Raw genomic sequence first — 18,868 nt, forward strand, 5'->3', positions numbered from 1 at the left:
CCTTCGCGTCCCGCCGCCACCATCGGAACCATGCTGTGGTCCGACCCGGAGAACGAACCTCCGCAGGAGATGCGCGACATGCAGGCGATGCTGCGCCGCGCCGGCATCCTGCTCGCGCTTGCCATGATCGTCGCGATGTTCGTCGTCGGACTGCGCTGACGGACGGGTCCGGGTGCGGGTAGGGGACGGGCAAGGGGACACCGGCTCCATTGAAGGGACGGGTGCTGCTGCCACCGGTCCGCCACGGGCCGGCACGGGGGCATGCGCTCCGGACACCGGTACGCGACAAGCCGACACGGGGACATGCGCTCCTGCCACCGGTCCGCGACGGGCCGGCACGGGGGCATGCGCTCCGGACACCGGTACGCGACGGGCCGACACGGGGACACGCGCTCCGGACACCGGTACGCGACAAGCCGACACGGGGACATGCGCTCCGGACACCGGTCCGCGACAAGCCGGCACGGGCCGGGGACGGTCCTCTCCACCGACCGGGACGTCGGTGCCGTGCACACCGCCGGTCCCGGCGCCCCCACCGGGGGCGGGCTGCCGCATCGGCCTCCTGGCCGTCACCCGGGCCGCCTACGATGGCCCGCATGACCGTTCAGCGCCGCCGCGTCGTCCTCGCCTCCGCCTCACCCGCCCGCCTCCGACTGCTCCGGGACGCCGGGCTCGCCCCGGAGGTCGTCGTCAGCGGTGTCGACGAGGACGCGCTGACCGCGCCCGGGCCGGGCGCGCTCGCGCTCGCCCTCGCCGAGGCCAAGGCGGACGCGGTCGCCGCCCGCCCCGAGGCCGCCGGCGCCCTCGTCATCGGCTGCGACTCCGTGCTCGAACTCGACGGCGAGGCCCTCGGCAAGCCGGCCGACGAGGAAGAGGCCACCGCCCGGTGGAAGTCCATGCGCGGCCGTGCGGGCGTCCTGCAGACCGGTCACTGCGTCATCGACAGCGCCACCGGCCGCCGCGCCTCCGCGACCGCCTCCACCACGGTCCGCTTCGGCGAACCGACCGACGCCGAGATCGCCGCGTACGTCGCGAGCGGCGAACCGCTGCACGTGGCGGGCGCGTTCACGCTGGACGGCCGATCCGCCCCGTTCGTCGACTCGATCGAGGGCAGCCACGGCAACGTGATCGGACTGTCGCTGCCGCTGCTGCGCGGTCTGCTGGCGGACCTGGGGATCGGCATCACGGACCTCTGGACCTGACGCGGAGGGGCGGGCAGATCTGCGGGCGCGGGACGGACCGCGCGCTCCGGGGCGCGCACGGACGCGGCCGGGCGCCGACCGCACCGGGCCGGGCCCGCTCCCGAAAGCCTCAGGCCGTGGCCGGCCCGTCGCCGACGACGGGCCCCTTGTCCATGGAGACCGACGGGCCCGTGCCGCCGGGCGCGGCCCCTCCCCCGCTCCCCTCGGGCTCCGTTCCGCCGTACTGCAGCAGGGCGAGCACGATCAGGCCCAGCACCACCATCAGGAACGCGAACGCGTGCCAGCCGACCAGCCCCACGGTCAGCGCGCCCAGCACGCCGTGCACCACCGCACAGCTGACCAGGAGCACCCGGCTCCAGCGGCCGGGGCCGCGGTCGCGGAGGGCGGCGACCAGGAAGAGCGTGCCGCAGACGGCGAGGAAGAACCCGAAGACCCCTCCCATCACCCAGGTGCCGGCGGCCATGACATCGGGATCGAGGCCGTCCACGGACATGCTCTGGCCGTTCACGAAGGTGGCCATGATGCCGTTGATCACCACGATGCCGACGGCTTCCAGATAGAGCACGATGGCGGCCACCACGGCCACCGTTCTGCGTACCACGGCGCCCACCCCTTAGCTTCCCGGTCTCTGTTACCAGCAGTACGAACGACACGGCGAACGCTACTAACGGGTAAACCCGCGGACAAGGGCCCGGGCACGGGCAAAGAATCATTCGGCCATTCGTAGGGACTCCACAAAGAAACGCGCGTCGCCGCTGGCCGCCGAGGCAGAGACCTTGACCACACCTGACGGCTACTCTGCACAGGAGAAAACAGACGTACCGTGGTGCCACAAGGGCATTCACAGCACGGCCACACCCCGGATCACCCTCCGTGTGGGGAAGCTCACGACCGGGAACGGGTCGAAAGGCCGTGTCGGTAGTCCCTAAACTCAGCGTGTTTCAGCGAAGTCTTCGGCGCGGTGACAGGCCGAGTGCTCCGGCCGGCACGCCCGGACCGGGGCCCGGCCCGCGGCGTGGCCGCGAACCGGGGCGTCGCCCCGGGACAACAGCAAGGAGGGAGCCATCGTGCGCAAGGTGCTCATCGCCAACCGAGGCGAGATCGCTGTCCGCGTTGCCCGTGCATGCCGGGACGCCGGGATCGCGAGCGTAGCCGTCTACGCCGACCCGGACCGTGACGCTCTGCACGTCCGCGCGGCCGACGAAGCGTTCGCCCTGGGCGGTGACACCCCGGCCGCCAGCTACCTGGACATGGCCAAGGTCCTCCAGGCCGCCGCCGACTCCGGCGCGGACGCCATCCACCCCGGGTACGGCTTCCTCTCGGAGAACGCCGACTTCGCCCAGGCCGTCATCGACGCCGGGCTCACCTGGATCGGCCCCCCGCCCGCCGCGATCCGCGACCTCGGCGACAAGGTGGCGGCCCGTCACATCGCCCAGCGCGCCGGCGCCCCGCTGGTGGCGGGCACCTCCGACCCGGTCTCCGGCGCGGACGAAGTCGTCGCCTTCGCCCAGGAGAACGGCCTCCCCATCGCCATCAAGGCCGCCTTCGGCGGCGGCGGACGCGGCCTGAAGGTCGCCCGCACGCTGGAGGAGGTCCCCGAGCTCTACGACTCGGCGGTGCGCGAGGCCGTCGCGGCGTTCGGCCGCGGCGAGTGCTTCGTCGAGCGCTACCTGGACAAGCCGCGTCACGTCGAGACCCAGTGCCTGGCCGACCAGCACGGCAACGTGGTGATCGTGTCCACCCGTGACTGCTCGCTGCAGCGCCGGCACCAGAAGCTGGTGGAGGAGGCCCCCGCGCCGTTCCTCACCCAGGAGCAGAACGCCGAGCTGTACCGCGCGTCCAAGGCCATCCTCAAGGAGGCCGGCTATGTCGGCGCCGGCACCGTGGAGTTCCTCGTCGGCAACGACGGCACGATCTCCTTCCTCGAGGTCAACACCCGTCTGCAGGTCGAGCACCCGGTCACCGAGGAGGTCACCGGCATCGACCTGGTGCGGGAGATGTTCCGCATCGCCGACGGCGAGAAGCTGGGCTACGACGACCCGCCGCTGCGGGGCCACTCCTTCGAGTTCCGCATCAACGGCGAGGACCCCGGCCGGGGCTTCCTCCCGGCGCCCGGCACCGTCACCTCCTTCGTCGCGCCCTCCGGCCCGGGTGTCCGCCTGGACGCGGGCGTCGAGTCCGGCAGCGTCATCGGCCCCGCCTGGGACTCGCTGCTGGCGAAGCTGATCGTCACCGGCGCCACCCGTGAGCAGGCGCTGCAGCGTGCGGCGCGCGCCCTGGCCGAGTTCCAGGTCGAGGGCATGGCCACGGCCATCCCGTTCCACCGCGCGGTGGTCTCGGACCCTGCCTTCGCCCCGGCCGGCGGCACACCGTTCAAGGTCCACACCCGCTGGATCGAGACCGAGTTCGTCAACGAGATCAAGCCCTTCGCCGCTCCGGCCGACGCCGAGGCGGAGGAGGAGCCGGGCCGCGAGACGGTCGTCGTCGAGGTCGGCGGCAAGCGCCTGGAGGTCTCGCTGCCGTCCTCGCTGGGCATGACCCTGGCCCGGACCGCCGCGGCCGGCGGAGCGCGCCCCAAGCGCCGCGCCGCCAAGAAGTCAGGCCCCGCCGCCTCCGGTGACACGCTGGCGTCCCCGATGCAGGGCACCATCGTCAAGATCGCCGTTGAGGAGGGCCAGGAGGTCAAGGAGGGCGACCTCGTCGTCGTCCTGGAGGCCATGAAGATGGAGCAGCCGCTGAACGCGCACCGCTCCGGCACCGTGAAGGGCCTCAGCGCCGAAGTCGGCGCGTCGATCACGTCCGGCGCGGTGATCTGCGAGATCAAGGACTGACACCGGCCGTCCGGCCGTACGTGGGCGGGGCCCGCCGGGAGCATCCGGCGGGCCCCGCCCACGTTCCGCCTGAGGACCGGGCGGGCTTCGCAACCCCCGCACCGATGGCATGCTGGGTGCCATGACGACGAGTACGGCGGCCGGCGCCACAGCGGGCGCGGTACGGCCGATGCGGGCCGACGCGCGCCGCAACTACGAGCGGTTGCTCGTCGAGGCGCGCAAGGCGTTCGCCGAGCACGGCACGGACGCCTCCCTCGAGGACATCGCCAAGCGGGCGGGCGTGGGTATCGGCACGCTGTACCGCCATTTCCCGAACCGTCACGCACTGATGAACGCGGTCTTCCAGGACGCGCTGACATCTCTGCTCAGCCGGTCCGGGGAACTGGCCTCGGCGGACCAGCCGTGCGCCGCCCTGGTGGAATGGCTGCGCGCCATCATCACTCATGCGGGTGAATACCGCGGGGTGGCCCGGGCACTCATGTCCGCCTCGCACGACGCCAGTTCCGCCCTCTCCCAGTGCAGCGTCCCCCTGCGCGACGCAGGCACCCGACTCCTGTCCCGCGCCCAGGCGGCCGGCGCGGTCCGCTCCGACGTCTCCATCACCGACCTGCTTCAGCTCACCAACGCGATCGCCCTGGCGGCCGAGCAGGCCCCGTCCGACCCCGAACTCGCGGACCGGTTGCTGATGCTGACGTTGCGCGGCCTGAAGGCGTAGCCCATCTCCCCCTCGTCGTGAGGGGGTTCACGGTCCGCCACGGGCGGGGCTCCGCTCCCCGCGCGGCTTTGGCAGAACGCGTCCTGCCGGACGGGGCCCGGCCGGTGGGGTCGCCCCGAGGGGCCGCGGCAGCTGCGGCAGCCCGCGCCCTCGACACGCCCGGTGCCGGCGCGGTCGCGGCCACCGCCCCGCCCCCGCTACCTCGCACCCGGTCCCGACGGCGCGGTGGTCCGGCGCCCTCAGCGGCGGCGGAGGTCCGCCACGCGCCGCTCCGGGGGCTCGGCGGCGAGGGCCGCGGCCGGACGGAGCGGGGTGGTCGGGGGGGTCGTACGGCGCTGGCCCGGGAGGGGGACATCACGGCGCTGCTGGGTCGTGTCGGCCGCCGTGCCCGCCACGGCGACCTGCACCCCCTGGTCCGCGAGCGCCTGCAGCTCCGTGGCCGCCCGGTCGTCGTGCTGCGGCGGCTCGTCCGTCACCAGGCGGGTGATCACGTCCGTCGGCACGGTCTGGAACATCGTGTCCGTGCCCAGCTTGGTGTGGTCGGCCAGCACGACGACCTCCGAGGCAGCCTGCACCAGCGCCCGGTCCACACTCGCCGACAGCATGTTGGACGTGGACAGACCGCGCTCGGCCGTCAGGCCGCTGCCGGACAGGAAGGCACGGGAGACCCTCAGCCCCTGGAGGGACTGCTCCGCCCCGCTGCCGACCAGCGCGTAGTTCGAGCCACGCAGCGTGCCGCCGGTCATGACGACCTCGACGCGGTTGGCGTGCGCCAACGCCTGCGCGACCAGAAGGGAGTTGGTGACCACGGTGAGCCCCGGGATCCGCGCGAGCCGGCGGGCCAGCTCCTGCGTGGTCGTACCGGCGCCGACCACGACGGCCTCGCCCTCTTCGGCCAGGCCGGCGGCGAGATCGGCGATGGCCGTCTTCTCCGCGGTCGCGAGATGGGATTTCTGCGGGAAGCCGGATTCTCGCGTGAATCCGCCCGGCAACACCGCACCGCCGTGCCGGCGGTCGAGCAGTCCTTCTGCCTCCAAGGCCCGCACGTCCCGCCGTACGGTCACTTCGGAGGTCTGGACGACGCGGGCGAGCTCACGGAGCGAAACCGCCCCGTTGGCGCGCACCATTTCGAGGATCAATTGACGACGTTCTGCAGCGAACACGAAACTGACAGTAACCCCAGCGGTCGATGCTTTTCAGCACTTTGCGCCGAATACGGGAAGTTGCCCAAACAGGGGTACCGGAAGTGGTATGGGGCCGCTGCACTATCGTCCCGGCTTGCCGGGGTTGATCCCCGCGGCTCCCGCGCTACGCCCCGCCGGTCGCCTTCCGGCTCTGCAACTGGCGCGCGACCTCCGCGATCGAGCCCGACAACGACGGGTACACGGTGAAGGCGTTTGCGATCTGCTCCACCGTCAGGTTGTTGTCGACCGCGATCGAGATGGGGTGAATCAGTTCCGAAGCGCGCGGCGCCACGACCACTCCGCCGACCACGATGCCGGTGCCGGGTCGGCAGAAGATCTTCACGAAGCCGTCCCTGATGCCCTGCATCTTGGCGCGCGGGTTGCGCAGCAGCGGCAGTTTGACGACCCGGGCCTCGATGACGCCGCCGTCCACGTCCGCCTGGGTGTAGCCGACGGTCGCGATCTCCGGGTCGGTGAAGACGTTCGACGAGACCGTCTTCAGGTTGAGCGGGGTCACCGCGTCGCCCAGGAAGTGGTACATGGCGATGCGTCCCTGCATCGCCGCCACCGAGGCCAGCGCGAAGACGCCGGTGACGTCGCCGGCCGCGTACACGCCCGGAGCCGTGGTGCGCGAGACCTTGTCGGTCCAGATGTGCCCGGACTCGGTGAGCTTGATCCCGGCCTCCTCCAGGCCCATGCCCGCGGAGTTGGGGACGGCGCCGACGGCCATCAGACAGTGGGTGCCGGTGATGACCCGGCCGTCGGCCAGCGTCACCTCGACACGGTCTCCGACCCGCTTGGCGGACTGGGCGCGGGAGCGGGCCATGACGTTCATGCCGCGGCGCCGGAAGACGTCCTCGAGGACCGCGGCGGCGTCCGGGTCCTCCCCCGGCAGCACCCGGTCGCGGGAGGAGACGAGCGTGACCCGGGAGCCGAGCGCCTGGTAGGCGCCGGCGAACTCGGCGCCGGTCACGCCCGAGCCGACCACGATCAGCTCTGCGGGGAGCTCGTCCAGGTCGTACACCTGGGTCCAGTTGAGGATCCGCTCGCCGTCGGGCCGGGCGTCCGGGATCTCGCGCGGGTGACCGCCGGTGGCGATCAGCACGGCGTCGGCGGTGAGCGTCTCCTCGCTGCCGTCCGCCGCGGTGACGACGACCTTCCGGGAGCCGTCCAGGGCCTGACCGCCCTCCAGCCGGCCCCGGCCGCGCATGACGCGGGCGCCGGCACGGGTCACTGAGGCCGTGATGTCGTGGGACTGGGCGAGTGCGAGCCGCTTGACCCGCCGGTTGACCTTGCCGAGGTCGACGCCGACGATCCGGGCGGCCTGCTCGATGTGCGGGGTGTCGTCCGCGACGATGATGCCGAGCTCCTCGTGCGACGAGTCGAAGTTCGTCATCACCTCGGCGGTGGCGATCAGGGTCTTCGAGGGTACGCAGTCGGTGAGTACGGAGGCTCCGCCGAGGCCGTCGCAGTCGACGACGGTCACCTCCGCGCCGAGCTGGGCGGCCACCAGAGCCGCCTCGTATCCGCCGGGTCCGCCACCGATGATCACGATCCGGGTCACTGGGGTTACGCCTCGCGCTCTCGCTCTGCCGGGTGTCCGTCCACCCCATTCTCCCGCACCCGGGAACCTGCTTCGCGCCCGGGGCTCTCCCGGGCCCGGAACGGACCGGGAGGGAACCGGGGAGAAGACGGAGGGACCCGGCGCGGACGCGGGACCTGCACGTACGGGCCCGGGCCCGTACGGCGGCGGGCCTCCCCGCGGCTCCGTCCCGGGGGATCGGGGCGGGCGGCCACCGCTTCCCCTCCCGTACCCTCGACCCCATGTCGCTCTACGCCGCGTACGCCGGCAACCTCGACGCGCGGCTGATGACCCGCCGCGCACCGCACTCCCCGTTGCGCGGCACGGGCTGGCTCAACGGCTGGCGGCTGACGTTCGGCGGCGAGCAGATGGGCTGGGAGGGGGCGCTGGCCACGATCGTGGAGGCTCCCCGCTCGCAGGTCTTCGTCGCGCTGTACGACATCGCCCCGCTCGACGAGGACTCGATGGACCGCTGGGAGGGCGTCGGACTCGACATCTACCGCCGCATGCGGGTCCGGGTGCACACGCTGGACGGCGAGGAGCCGGCCTGGGTGTACGTGCTGAACGGGTACGAGGGCGGGCTGCCCTCCGCCCGCTACCTGGGTGAGATCGCCGACGCGGCCGAGTCCGCCGGCGCCCCCCACGACTACGTGATGGAGCTGCGCAAGCGCCCCTGCTGACCGGGGCGCCCGGAGGCCCTCCCCGGGGCGCGCACCGGTTCCCCGTACCCGTCGGGCCGTGCGCCCGGCGCGCTTCCCGGGGCCTTTGTGCATTTCCACGAGGAAACGGTTGCAGAGTCGTGAGCATCGTCATCTACGCGCGTAGGGATTCTCAGGCTAGGCTTTTCTCGTGAACGTTTCCCTTACCCCGGACCCCCACGCCGCCGCCGACGCCGCGGCCGCGCGCCTGCGAGAGCTGACCGGCGCCGAGACCCACGACGTCGCCCTGGTGATGGGCTCGGGCTGGGCGCCCGCGGTCGACGCCCTCGGCGCCCCCGACGCCGAGTTCCCGGTCACCGAACTGCCCGGCTTCCCGCCCCCGGCGGTCGAGGGCCACGGCGGCAAGATCCGCTCGTACCGGATCGGTGAGAAGCGGGCGCTCGTCTTCCTCGGCCGTACGCACTACTACGAGGGCCGCGGCGTCGCCGCCGTGGCGCACGGTGTGCGCACCGCCGTCGCCTCCGGCTGCAAGACCGTGGTCCTGACCAACGGCTGCGGCGGTCTGCGCGAGGGCATGCGGCCCGGCCAGCCGGTCCTCATCGGCGACCACATCAACCTCACCGCGGCCTCCCCGATCGTCGGCGCCAACTTCGTGGACCTGACCGACCTGTACTCGCCGCGGCTGCGGGCCCTGTGCAAGGAGGTGGACCCGACGCTGGAGGAGGGCGTCTACGTCCAGTTCCCCGGCCCGCACTACGAGACCCCTGCCGAGATCAACATGGTCCGTGTCATGGGCGGCGACCTGGTCGGCATGTCCACGGTTCTCGAGGCCATCGCGGCCCGCGAGGCCGGCGCCGAGGTCCTCGGCATCTCCCTCGTCACCAACCTCGCCGCCGGGCTGTCGGGTGAGCCGCTGAACCACGAAGAGGTCCTGCAGGCAGGCCGTGACTCCGCGGCGCGGATGGGCGAGCTGCTGACCCGGGTGCTGGACCGGATCTGACGGGTCGCCGCCCCGGCGCCGGCGCGGCGCCGGGCGCGGACCCCACCCGCCGGGCGCGCCGCCCGGAGCGCAGCGGGCCGACACCGCCGCCCGGAACGGGCAGACGCAGTCGTGGACGCTGTCGGGCACACAGCCGGCGGCGCTCACGCTCACGACGACACCAGAGAGGCACATCACCGTGGCGCAGGACCTGATCGCGCAGGCCCGGGCTTGGCTGGCCGAGGACCCCGACGCGGAGACCCGCGACGAGCTGGGCCGGATCATCGAGGCCGGGGACACGGCGGAGCTGGGCGCCCGGTTCGCCGGGACCCTTCAGTTCGGCACGGCCGGTCTGCGCGGGGAACTCGGGGCCGGGCCGATGCGGATGAACCGCGTCGTCGTCATCCGCGCCGCCGCCGGGCTGGCCGCGTACCTCAAGGCGCAGGGCCATGACGGCGGCCTGGTCGTGATCGGCTACGACGCCCGCCACAAGTCCGCGGACTTCGCCCGCGACACCGCCGCCGTCATGGCCGGTGCCGGACTGCGGGCCGCGCTGCTGCCGCGCCCGCTGCCCACGCCCGTACTCGCGTTCGCGATCCGGCACCTGGGGGCCGTCGCCGGCGTCGAGGTCACCGCGAGCCACAACCCGCCGCGCGACAACGGATACAAGGTCTACCTCGGGGACGGCGCCCAGATCGTGCCCCCGGCCGACGCCGGGATCGCCGCGGCGATCGAGGCGGTCGGCAGCATCCACGACCTGCCGCGCCCCGAGGGCGGCTGGGAGACGCTCGGGGACGAGGTCCTGGAGGCGTATCTGGAGCGCACGGACGCGGTCCTGAGCCCGCACTCGCCGCGTACGGCCCGCGTGGTCCACACGGCCCTGCACGGCGTCGGCAGCGACGTGGTGCTGGCGGCCTGGGAACGGGCCGGGTTCCCCGCCCCCGTGCTCGTCGGCGAGCAGGCCGAGCCGGACCCCGACTTCCCCACGGTCGCCTTCCCCAACCCGGAGGAGCCGGGCGCGATGGACCTCGCGTTCGCGAAGGCGCGCGAGGCCGGGCCGGACCTCGTCATCGCCAACGACCCCGACGCCGACCGCTGCGCGGTGGCGGTCCCCGACGAAAGCGCGGACGGCGGCTGGCGCATGCTCCGCGGCGACGAGGTCGGCGCGCTGCTCGGCGCCCATCTCGTCCGCAAGGGCGTGGCGAAGGACGCGAGCAACACCTTCGCCACGTCGATCGTGTCGTCGTCGCTGCTCGGCCGGATCGCCGCCGCGGCCGGGCTCGGCTACGAGGAGACGCTGACGGGCTTCAAGTGGATCTCCCGTGCGGAGGGTCTGCGGTACGGCTACGAAGAGGCGCTCGGCTACTGCGTCGACCCGGACGGCGTGCGCGACAAGGACGGCATCACCGCCGCCCTGCTGGTCGCCGAACTGGCCTCGGAGCTGAAGGCCGAGGGCCGTACGCTCACGGACCTGCTGGACGACCTCGCCGTCGCCCACGGCCTGCACGCGACCGACCAGCTCTCGGTGCGCGTGGAGGACCTGGACGTCATCGCGGAGGCCATGCGCCGACTGCGCGGGAAGCCGCCCGTGGCACTGGCCGGGCTGCGGGTGGTGTCGGCGGAGGACCTGTCGAAGGGCACCGAGGCACTGCCGCCCACTGACGGTCTGCGGTACTACCTGGAGGGCGAGTACGACGCCCGCGTCATCGTCCGCCCCAGCGGCACCGAGCCCAAGCTCAAGTGCTACCTGGAGGTCGTGGTCCCGGTCGGCGGTCGGGACGGGCTGGCCTCCGCGCGGACCCGTGCCTCCGAGGTCCTCGCGGCCGTCAAGCGGGACCTCGCGAAGGCCGCCGGGATCTGACGGTCCGCCGGGCCGGACTCCCCGCCCGCGTCCGGCCCCCGGACGGGCGCGGGCAGACACCGCCGGGCGCGGGCAGACGCAGGCAGACACCGCCGGGCGCAGGCAGACGCGGCAGGCGCGGGCAGGCGCGGGCCGTCTTCCTGCGGGTGATTTCCGTACGGCAACCGACCTACCGGCCCGTGCCCCTCCGTGCCCTTCGGGCGAGGGTGGCCCCGGTAGCGCCCGCCGAATCACCGGAGCCCCCGTGCCCCCGACCGCAACCCCTCACGCCACCGTCCCCGCCTCCCGCCGGGCACCCGGCTCGGGAGGCGGCGCCGTACCCGGTGGGGGGAGCCGGCTGCTCCACGCACTGCACCGGGCCGCCCCGGCGCTGCTCGGCTATCTGGCCGTACGGCTGACGGGGCTCCTGGTGCTCGCGCGGTGGGCCCACCTCAAGGGCGAGAGCCTCTGGCCGACGCTGGCCGCCTCCTGGGACTCCCACTGGTACCTGGGGATCGCCGACCACGGCTACCACCACGAGCTCGGACCCGCCCCGAACACCAACAACCTGGCGTTCTTCCCGCTCTATCCGGTACTGGTGAGAGCCGTCGCCGCGGTGACCCCGGGCAGCCGCGCCTCGGTGGCCCTGGCGGTCGCGGTGGTGGCGTCAGTCGCCGCGGCGTGGGGCATCTTCGCGGTCGGCGAGCGGCTGCACGGGTGGCGTGCCGGGACCGTGCTGGCGGTGCTCTGGGGCGCGATGCCCGTCGCGGTCGTCCAGTGGATGGCCTACACCGAATCGCTGTTCACGGCGCTCGTGGCCTGGTCGCTGTACGCGGCGCTCACCGGCCGCTGGCTGTGGGCCGGCTGGCTGGCGGCCCTGGCCGGGCTCACCCGGCCGACGGGCGTCGCGATCGCCGTGGCGGTGACGATGGCCGGGCTGGCCGCGTTCGTCCGCGGCCGCGGCCGGCGTGCGCTCGCGGGAGCGCTGCTCGCTCCGCTGGGCTGGTGCGGCTACGTGGCCTGGGTGGCGCTCCGCCTCGGGCGCTGGGACGGCTACTTCGCCGTGCAGCGGCGGTGGGCCAACGTGTGGGACGGCGGGAAGGTGACGCTGGAGGAGCTCACGCAGCAACTCGCCTACGACGCGGACCCGCAGTTGCTGATGCTGCTCGTGTCCGTCGTCCTGGTGCTGGCCGCCGGGCTGTTCCTGCTCTGCCTCGCCGACCGGCAGCCGATGGTGCTGGTGGTGTTCACGGGTGTGCTGCTGCTCATCGTCCTCGGCAGCGGCGGCGTCTACTTCCCGCGCGCGCGGTTCCTGCTGCCCGCGTTCCCGCTGCTGCTGCCCGTCGCGGTGGCGGTGGCGCGGGCGCGGAGGGCGGCGGCGCTGCTGGTCCTCGGCGGTGCGGTGCTGTCCTCGGCCTGGCTCGGCGGGCATCTGCTGCTGGTGTGGCAGGGCCCGCCGTGACGGGCAGGCGGCCGGCTCCGCGCCGCGGTCCGCGCCTGCCGCGCACCCGACCGGGGAGGCCAGTCCCGGCTCAGCCGACGGCGAGCAGGACGAGCAGGGCGACCGCTCCCACGAGGACCGGGCCGACGATCTCGTAGGCCCAGCGCACCTGCGGTTCTCCGGTGGCGGTCGGCCGGTGCGCGGCCCGCTCGGACAGCTCCCGCAGTTCGGCGATCGTCCGGCCGCCGGGCGCCATGTGCGACGCGCCGCCCGCGGCGGGGACGCCGCCCTGCCCGGTGCCGATCCCGGAGTCGGCCGCGGCGGCCCTCGACCGCCTGCGGGCGGCCGCCTTGCGCTGCCGCAGCGACACCGGCACGGCCCACAGCTGGTACTTCGTGCCGTCCTCGGTGAGGACCTCGCTCGAGTACACGGCGCGCACGTGCGCGACCGTCCGCCAGGGCAGCACGATGGTACGGAAGGGGTTCCTGATGCGGAGCCGGTCGTCGTTGGCGAAGACCGCGGGCCGCACGGTGAAGGCGACGATCAGCGGCACCAGCATCAGGAGTCCGGCGAGCGCGACCCAGGGCGTGAGCCCCTCGCCGCGGACGAGCGCGTCGCCGCCGATCAAGCCGGTGAGCGCGAGCAGCAGCACACCGGCCGCGATGCCGGAAAGCGAACGGTAGGCGCGGTCGGCGCAGGCCGGCTCGGCGGTCGGCTGCTCGGGGCTCTTCATGCTCACGATTCTGCCCCATGGGCCCGTGGCACCCCACGACGAGTCCCAGGTGCCCCCTGTACAGGTTGCTACGCGCGTAGATATGCTGGTCTGGTGACCATGCCCACCATTGCACCTGCATTCGCTGACGTGACCTCGTCCGACAGCGCACTGCGCCGCTTCCTGCACGGGCTGCCCGGTGTCGACGCCGTCGGCCTGGAAGCGCGCGCCGCGTCTCTCGGCACCCGCTCCATCAAGTCGACGGCCAAGGCGTACGCCATCGACCTGGCCATCTCGATGATCGACCTGACGACGCTGGAAGGCGCGGACACCCCGGGCAAGGTCCGGGCGCTCGCCGCCAAGGCCGTCAACCCCGACCCGACCGACCGCTCCGCACCGAGGACGGCCGCCGTCTGCGTCTACCCCGACATGGTGGCCACCGCCAAGGCCGGCCTGGGCGGGGCGGACGTGAAGGTCGCCTCCGTCGCCACCGCCTTCCCCGCCGGCCGCGCCGCCCTGGACGTCAAGCTCGCGGACACCCGTGACGCCGTCGAGGCCGGGGCCGACGAGATCGACATGGTGATCGACCGCGGCGCGTTCCTCGCGGGCGACTACATGAAGGTCTTCGAGGAGATCCGCGCCGTGAAGGAGGCCTCCGGCGCCGCCCGGCTGAAGGTCATCTTCGAGACCGGCGAGCTCTCCACGTACGACAACATCCGCCGCGCCTCCTGGCTCGGCATGATGGCCGGAGCCGACTTCATCAAGACGTCGACCGGGAAGGTCGCCGTCAACGCGACCCCGGCCAACACCCTCCTCATGCTGGAAGCCGTCCGCGACTTCCGCGCGCAGACCGGCGTACAGGTCGGCGTGAAGCCCGCCGGCGGCATCCGCACCAGCAAGGACGCCATCAAGTTCCTGGTACTCGTCAACGAGACCGCGGGCCAGGACTGGCTGGACAACCACTGGTTCCGGTTCGGCGCGTCCAGCCTGCTGAACGACCTGCTGATGCAGCGCCAGAAGCTGGCGACCGGCCGCTACTCCGGCCCCGACTACGTGACGGTGGACTGAGACCCCATGACCATGGACAAGCATTCTGTCTTCGAGTACGCGCCCGCACCCGAGTCGCGGTCGGTCGTCGACATCGCCCCGTCGTACGGACTCTTCATCGACGGCGAGTTCACCGACGCCGCCGACGGCAAGGTCTTCAAGACCGTCTCCCCCTCCACCGAGGAGGTCCTGTCCGAGGTCGCACGGGCGGGCGCCGAGGACGTCGACCGCGCGGTGAGGGCCGCGCGCAAGGCGTTCGAGAAGTGGTCCGCGCTGCCGGGCTCCGAGCGCGCCAAGTACCTCTTCCGCATCGCCCGCATCGTCCAGGAGCGCTCGCGCGAGCTCGCCGTCCTGGAGACCCTGGACAACGGAAAGCCGATCAAGGAGACCCGCGACTCCGACCTCCCGCTGGTCGCGGCGCACTTCTTCTACTACGCGGGCTGGGCCGACAAGCTCGGCCACGCGGGGTACGGACCCGACCCGCGGCCCCTCGGCGTCGCCGGCCAGGTCATCCCCTGGAACTTCCCGCTGCTGATGCTGGCGTGGAAGATCGCCCCGGCGCTCGCCACCGGCAACACGGTGGTGCTGAAGCCCGCGGAGACCACCCCCCTGTCCGCGCTGTTCTTCGCCGACGTCTGCCGCCAGGCCGGGCTGCCCAAGGGCGTCGTCAACATCGTCCCCGGCTACGGCGACGCGGGTGCCGCGCTCGTGGCCCACCCGGACGTGAACAAGGTGGCTTTCACCGGTTCCACCGCGGTCGGCAAGGCCATCGCCCGCGAGGTCGCGGGCACCGACAAGAAGCTCACGCTGGAGCTGGGCGGCAAGGGCGCCAACATCGTCTTCGACGACGCCCCGATCGACCAGGCCGTCGAGGGCATCGTCGGCGGCATCTTCTTCAACCAGGGCCAGGTCTGCTGCGCGGGCTCCCGCCTCCTCGTCCAGGAGTCGATCCAGGACGAGCTGCTGGACTCCCTCAAGCGGCGGCTGTCGACGCTGCGCCTCGGCGACCCGCTGGACAAGAACACCGACATCGGCGCCATCAACTCGGCCGAGCAGCTGTCCCGGATCACGGCCCTCGCCGAGACCGGTGAGGCCGAGGGCGCCGAGCGCTGGACGGCACCGTGCGAACTGCCGTCGTCCGGCTACTGGTTCGCCCCGACGCTGTTCACCAACGTCACCCAGGCCCACACCATCGCCCGTGACGAGATCTTCGGCCCGGTGCTGTCGGTGCTGACGTTCCGCACCCCGGACGAGGCCGTCGCCAAGGCCAACAACAGCCAGTACGGCCTGTCGGCGGGCATCTGGACGGAGAAGGGCTCCCGCATCCTCGCGGTGGCGAACAAGCTCCGCGCGGGTGTCGTCTGGGCGAACACCTTCAACAAGTTCGACCCGACCTCGCCCTTCGGCGGATACAAGGAGTCGGGCTTCGGCCGCGAGGGCGGCCGCCACGGTCTGGAGGCCTACCTCGATGTCTGAGTCGACGCGTCTGTCCGTCTTCAAGACCTACAAGCTGTACGTCGGGGGCAAGTTCCCCCGCAGCGAGAGCGGCCGGGTGTACGAGGTGACCACAGCGACATCAGCCGGCGGCGCGGCGGGCAAGGGCAGGTGGCTCGCCAACGCGCCGCTGTCCTCACGCAAGGACGCCCGTGACGCGGTCGTCGCCGCACGCAAGGCGTTCGGCGGCTGGTCGGGCGCCACGGCGTACAACCGCGGGCAGATCCTCTACCGCGTCGCCGAGATGCTCCAGGGCCGCAGGGAGCAGTTCGTCCGCGAGGTGGCCGACGCCGAGGGCCTGTCGAAGTCCAAGGCGGGCGCGGCCGTGGACGCCGCGATCGACCGCTGGGTGTGGTACGCGGGCTGGACGGACAAGATCGGCCAGGTCGTCGGCGGGGCGAACCCGGTCGCGGGCCCGTTCTTCAACCTGTCGACCCCCGAGCCGACCGGCGTCGTCGCCGTCCTCGCCCCGCAGGAGTCGTCCCTCCTCGGGCTGGTCTCGGTGATCGCCCCCGCGATCGCGACGGGCAACACGGTCGTGGTCGTCGCCTCGGAGCGCGCCCCGCTGCCGGCCCTCTCCCTCGGCGAGGTGCTGGCCACGTCCGACCTCCCCGGCGGCGTGGTCAACGTCCTTTCCGGCCGCACGGCCGAGATCGCCGCCCCGCTGGCCGCGCACCAGGACGTCAACGCGATCGACCTCACCGGGGCCGAGGCGCAGCTCGCCAAGGAGCTGGAGGTCGCCGCCGCGGACAATCTGAAGCGGGTGCTGCGCCCCCGCGCGGAGGACTGGACGGCCGACCCCGGCACGGACCGGATGACGGCCTTCCTGGAGACCAAGACGGTCTGGCACCCCACGGGTTCGCTGGGGGCCTCCGGCTCGGCGTACTGAGCCGCCCCGCGGTGGCGCCCCGGCGCACCGCGCCGCACGCTCGGCGGGCCCGCGGGGATCGCTCCCCGCGGGCCCGCCGTCGCGCACCCTCCGGTCAGCCCGGGATGAGCCCGCCGAGCAGCGGACCGGCGACCGGCACCTCCCGCGGGCTGCCGAGCGACCCGGTGACGTGCCGGGTCTCGAGCGCGTGGAAGTCGGCGACCTGCGTGCCGACTCCGTTGTCGAGCGGGTCCACACCGGTGTGCGCCAGCGGGTTCAGCGGAACGTTCTCGACGGGCGCCCCGACGTACCCGACGCTGTCCGCGAGGGCGTTCACGGTCGCCGAGCCGTGGCCGTCGGCGTGCGCCGCCTGGGCCGGTGCGGCCCCGGCGCCGAGCGCCGCGCCCAGCGCGGTGACGGTCAGCCCGGCCGCCCTGAGGAATTTCGTGCCTGCCATGGAATCCTGCCTCCAGAAGTAACCGGTCGACGACGCAGCGTAGTTGTGATGTGACGCTCGATACCAACCGGACCTCCGGGGGATCCCACGCACGGGTCAATGCCTCACACTGGTGTCCCGTGAGTTCCCAACCCCCGCCGACGCGCGTCGTCCTGCTGTCCGGGCCCTCGGGTTCCGGAAAATCGTCCCTCGCCGCCCGCTCCGGCCTCCCGGTGCTGCGCCTCGACGACTTCTACAAGGAGGGTGACGACCCCGGTCTCCCGCTGATGGCGGGCACCACGGCCGTCGACTGGGACTCCCCCGTCTCCTGGGACGCCGACGCCGCGGTACGGGCGGTCGCGGAACTGTGCCGTACGGGACGGACGACGGTCCCGGTGTACGACATCGCCACCAGTTCCCGGAGCGGCGCCGAGTTCGTCGACATCTCCCGTGCCCCGCTCTTCGTCGCGGAGGGCGTCTTCGCCGCGGACATCGTGGACCGCTGCCGGGAGCTCGGCATCCTCGCGGACGCCCTGTGCCTGCGCGGACGGCCCTCGACGACGTTCCGCCGCCGACTCGTGCGGGATCTGCGCGAAGGCCGCAAGTCCGTGCCCTTCCTGCTCCGGCGCGGCTGGCGGCTGATGCGGGCCGAACGCGGCATCGTCACCCGCCAGACGGCGCTGGGCGCCCACCCCTGCGGCGCGGACGAGGCGCTGGGCCGTCTCGCCACGGCCGCCGCGGGCCACTGCCGCCGCGCCCCGGCGAAGGAAGCCGTGTAGGGAGCCCCGAGCCCGGGGGAGCCGCCCCGCCGACGTGGCGGGGCGCGGGCGGGCGCCCGCGGGTCCGGCCCGCTCCCGCCCGCCCTCGGACGCGCGAAGCGGGGTCGTGCAGAACCCCCTGTCCTGTACGGCCCCGCTTCGCTTCCCCCCGTGGATCCCCCGTGATCCCCGTGACCCCCCGTACCGCCTTCAGGCCACCAGCTCGCCGAAGGACTCTTCCTCGTCACGGCCGAAGCTGAGGGCGTCGTCCTCGCGCATCCGGCGCAGGGAGCGCCAGATGCTCGACTTCACCGTGCCGACACTGATGTCGAGGATCTCCGCGATCTCCGGGTCCGTGCGTCCCTCGTAGTAGCGCAGCACCAGCATCGTGCGCTGCAGCTCGGGGAGCCGGGCCAGGGCCTGCCACAGGACCGCGCGCAGCTCGGTGCCGCGCATCGCGTCCGTGTCGCCCGCCGTCTCGGGAAGCTCCTCGGTCGGGTACTCGTCGATCTTGCGCCGGCGCCAGGCGCTGATGTGCAGGTTGGTCATCGTCCGGCGCAGGTAGCCGCCGACCGCCGCCTTGTCGCTGATCCGGTCCCACGCCCGGTAGGTGGAGAACAGCGCGCTCTGCAGCAGGTCCTCCGCCTCGTAGCGGTCACCGGTCAGGTGGTAGGCGGTCGCGTACAGGGAGGCGCGGCGCTCCCGGACGTAGGCGGTGAACGCCGCTTCGGCGTCCGCCCGCTCCCCCGGGACGCTCCGCTCCCCCGCGGACTCCCCGTACGCGCTTCCCCCGTGGCTCGCCTCGGCCCTGGCCTCGACGACCGTCATGCAGGACGTGCGTCCCTGCTCGGCGGTCGACGGCCGGTGCTGGCGCCCGGCGCCGCGAACGCACCCCCGCCCGTTCACGGCGCCGGACTTCTCGGTGTTCCGTACGACGTCGTGGAGACGCGTGACAACCGCGCTCGAAGACGTGCTGTGCAGTGCGTTCATCCCGCGCCCCCCGCCGGTAGGAGTCCGTTCGTGCCTTGTGGAGAAGACTCTGCCCGGGGGACTTCACACCGCTGTCTGCCGACTGTCACAGACCTGTCACAGGGCCCCGTGTCCCTGGCGGAACGGGCCG

The 18,868-nt window shown here is 73.0% G+C and carries 18 protein-coding genes; 12 read left to right on the forward strand and 6 right to left on the reverse strand.

What is annotated here, in order from left to right; all coding sequences use genetic code 11:
• The first annotated feature begins 30 nt into the window (after positions 1–30).
• Both mmpB and FEF34_RS14040 read left to right on the forward strand, forming a co-directional pair.
• Positions 31–159, forward strand: a complete 129-nt coding sequence (gene mmpB, locus FEF34_RS43660) for a morphogenic membrane protein MmpB (RefSeq protein WP_267905219.1) — start codon at positions 31–33, stop codon at positions 157–159.
• A gap of 428 nt (positions 160–587) precedes the next feature.
• Positions 588–1,202: a nucleoside triphosphate pyrophosphatase gene (locus tag FEF34_RS14040; protein WP_171052952.1), complete on the forward strand. Its 615-nt coding sequence runs from the start codon at positions 588–590 to the stop codon at positions 1,200–1,202.
• 109 nt (positions 1,203–1,311) lie between these two features.
• Here the strand turns inward: FEF34_RS14040 and FEF34_RS14045 are convergent, their stop codons facing one another.
• Positions 1,312–1,812: a hypothetical protein gene (locus FEF34_RS14045; protein ID WP_138053501.1), complete on the reverse strand. Its 501-nt coding sequence runs from the start codon at positions 1,810–1,812 to the stop codon at positions 1,312–1,314.
• Positions 1,813–2,269: 457 nt separating this feature from the next.
• Here FEF34_RS14045 and FEF34_RS14050 point away from each other — a divergent pair, with 457 nt between their 5' ends.
• Positions 2,270–4,033, forward strand: coding sequence for an acetyl/propionyl/methylcrotonyl-CoA carboxylase subunit alpha (locus FEF34_RS14050; protein ID WP_138053502.1), 1,764 nt, complete (start codon positions 2,270–2,272; stop codon positions 4,031–4,033).
• Positions 4,034–4,154: 121 nt separating this feature from the next.
• Positions 4,155–4,748, forward strand: coding sequence for a TetR/AcrR family transcriptional regulator (locus tag FEF34_RS14055; RefSeq protein WP_407698280.1), 594 nt, complete (start codon positions 4,155–4,157; stop codon positions 4,746–4,748).
• Between the two features lie 239 nt (positions 4,749–4,987).
• On the opposite strand, the gene FEF34_RS14060 is transcribed toward FEF34_RS14055, so the two are convergent.
• Positions 4,988–5,911 carry a DeoR/GlpR family DNA-binding transcription regulator gene (locus FEF34_RS14060; protein ID WP_138053504.1) on the reverse strand — a complete coding sequence of 308 codons (924 nt, stop codon included), beginning with the start codon at positions 5,909–5,911 and terminating at the stop codon, positions 4,988–4,990.
• Positions 5,912–6,056: 145 nt separating this feature from the next.
• Entirely contained in the window at positions 6,057–7,817 is a 1,761-nt protein-coding gene (locus FEF34_RS14065; protein WP_267905220.1) for an NAD(P)H-quinone dehydrogenase, read from the reverse strand.
• Here FEF34_RS14065 and FEF34_RS14070 point away from each other — a divergent pair.
• The 4 genes from FEF34_RS14070 (at position 7,757) to FEF34_RS14085 (ending at position 12,454) form a co-directional block, all read left to right on the forward strand.
• Entirely contained in the window at positions 7,757–8,194 is a 438-nt protein-coding gene (locus FEF34_RS14070) for a gamma-glutamylcyclotransferase (protein ID WP_018889198.1), read from the forward strand. The genes FEF34_RS14065 and FEF34_RS14070 overlap by 61 nt on opposite strands.
• Before the next feature lie 169 nt (positions 8,195–8,363).
• Positions 8,364–9,173 (forward strand): purine-nucleoside phosphorylase, encoded by an 810-nt coding sequence (locus FEF34_RS14075; protein WP_138053506.1) that lies wholly within the window; start codon positions 8,364–8,366, stop codon positions 9,171–9,173.
• A 178-nt stretch (positions 9,174–9,351) separates the two neighbouring features.
• Positions 9,352–11,013: a phospho-sugar mutase gene (locus FEF34_RS14080; RefSeq protein WP_138053507.1), complete on the forward strand. Its 1,662-nt coding sequence runs from the start codon at positions 9,352–9,354 to the stop codon at positions 11,011–11,013.
• 244 nt (positions 11,014–11,257) lie between these two features.
• Positions 11,258–12,454: a hypothetical protein gene (locus FEF34_RS14085; protein ID WP_138053508.1), complete on the forward strand. Its 1,197-nt coding sequence runs from the start codon at positions 11,258–11,260 to the stop codon at positions 12,452–12,454.
• A gap of 70 nt (positions 12,455–12,524) precedes the next feature.
• Here FEF34_RS14085 and FEF34_RS14090 read toward each other — a convergent pair whose 3' ends face one another.
• Positions 12,525–13,166, reverse strand: coding sequence for a PH domain-containing protein (locus FEF34_RS14090; protein WP_138053509.1), 642 nt, complete (start codon positions 13,164–13,166; stop codon positions 12,525–12,527).
• A 99-nt stretch (positions 13,167–13,265) separates the two neighbouring features.
• On the opposite strand from FEF34_RS14090, the gene deoC reads away from it, so the two are divergent.
• Genes deoC through FEF34_RS14105 form a run of 3 tightly spaced genes read left to right on the forward strand, consistent with a single transcriptional unit; the run spans position 13,266 to position 16,575 of the window.
• A complete protein-coding gene (gene deoC, locus FEF34_RS14095) occupies positions 13,266–14,213 on the forward strand; it encodes a deoxyribose-phosphate aldolase (RefSeq protein ID WP_171053293.1) in 948 nt (315 codons plus the stop codon).
• Between the two features lie 12 nt (positions 14,214–14,225).
• Positions 14,226–15,668: an aldehyde dehydrogenase family protein gene (locus FEF34_RS14100; protein ID WP_407698281.1), complete on the forward strand. Its 1,443-nt coding sequence runs from the start codon at positions 14,226–14,228 to the stop codon at positions 15,666–15,668.
• Positions 15,661–16,575 carry an aldehyde dehydrogenase family protein gene (locus tag FEF34_RS14105; protein WP_138053512.1) on the forward strand — a complete coding sequence of 305 codons (915 nt, stop codon included), beginning with the start codon at positions 15,661–15,663 and terminating at the stop codon, positions 16,573–16,575. The genes FEF34_RS14100 and FEF34_RS14105 overlap by 8 nt, the downstream gene beginning before the upstream one ends.
• A gap of 94 nt (positions 16,576–16,669) precedes the next feature.
• Here FEF34_RS14105 and FEF34_RS14110 read toward each other — a convergent pair whose 3' ends face one another.
• The gene (locus tag FEF34_RS14110) at positions 16,670–17,011 is read right to left on the reverse strand and encodes a hypothetical protein (RefSeq protein WP_138053513.1); all 342 of its coding nucleotides are present in this window, start codon (positions 17,009–17,011) and stop codon (positions 16,670–16,672) included.
• Positions 17,012–17,061: 50 nt separating this feature from the next.
• Between FEF34_RS14110 and FEF34_RS14115 the strand changes: the two genes are divergently transcribed.
• Complete coding sequence (locus FEF34_RS14115; protein WP_138053514.1) at positions 17,062–17,769, forward strand: uridine kinase; 708 nt, start codon at positions 17,062–17,064, stop codon at positions 17,767–17,769.
• 189 nt (positions 17,770–17,958) lie between these two features.
• On the opposite strand, the gene FEF34_RS14120 is transcribed toward FEF34_RS14115, so the two are convergent.
• Complete coding sequence (locus FEF34_RS14120; protein WP_138053515.1) at positions 17,959–18,738, reverse strand: SigE family RNA polymerase sigma factor; 780 nt, start codon at positions 18,736–18,738, stop codon at positions 17,959–17,961.
• Between the last annotated feature and the right edge of the window lie 130 nt (positions 18,739–18,868).

It is taken from the genome of Streptomyces marianii, assembly GCF_005795905.1.
GTDB classification, from domain to species: Bacteria; Actinomycetota; Actinomycetes; order Streptomycetales; family Streptomycetaceae; genus Streptomyces; species Streptomyces marianii.

Bases quoted from the DNA above. Each gene is read 5' to 3' on its own strand.
- FEF34_RS14120 (WP_138053515.1), bottom strand. From the start codon at position 18,738: ATGAACGCACTGCACAGCACGTCTTCGAGCGCGGTTGTCACGCGTCTC.
- FEF34_RS14105 (WP_138053512.1), top strand. From the start codon at position 15,661: ATGTCTGAGTCGACGCGTCTGTCCGTCTTCAAGACCTACAAGCTGTAC.
- FEF34_RS14090 (WP_138053509.1), bottom strand. From the start codon at position 13,166: ATGAAGAGCCCCGAGCAGCCGACCGCCGAGCCGGCCTGCGCCGACCGC.
- FEF34_RS14055 (WP_407698280.1), top strand. From the start codon at position 4,155: ATGACGACGAGTACGGCGGCCGGCGCCACAGCGGGCGCGGTACGGCCG.
- FEF34_RS14070 (WP_018889198.1), top strand. From the start codon at position 7,757: ATGTCGCTCTACGCCGCGTACGCCGGCAACCTCGACGCGCGGCTGATG.
- FEF34_RS14040 (WP_171052952.1), top strand. From the start codon at position 588: ATGGCCCGCATGACCGTTCAGCGCCGCCGCGTCGTCCTCGCCTCCGCC.
- FEF34_RS14110 (WP_138053513.1), bottom strand. From the start codon at position 17,011: ATGGCAGGCACGAAATTCCTCAGGGCGGCCGGGCTGACCGTCACCGCG.
- deoC (WP_171053293.1), top strand. From the start codon at position 13,266: ATGCCCACCATTGCACCTGCATTCGCTGACGTGACCTCGTCCGACAGC.
- mmpB (WP_267905219.1), top strand. From the start codon at position 31: ATGCTGTGGTCCGACCCGGAGAACGAACCTCCGCAGGAGATGCGCGAC.
- FEF34_RS14100 (WP_407698281.1), top strand. From the start codon at position 14,226: ATGGACAAGCATTCTGTCTTCGAGTACGCGCCCGCACCCGAGTCGCGG.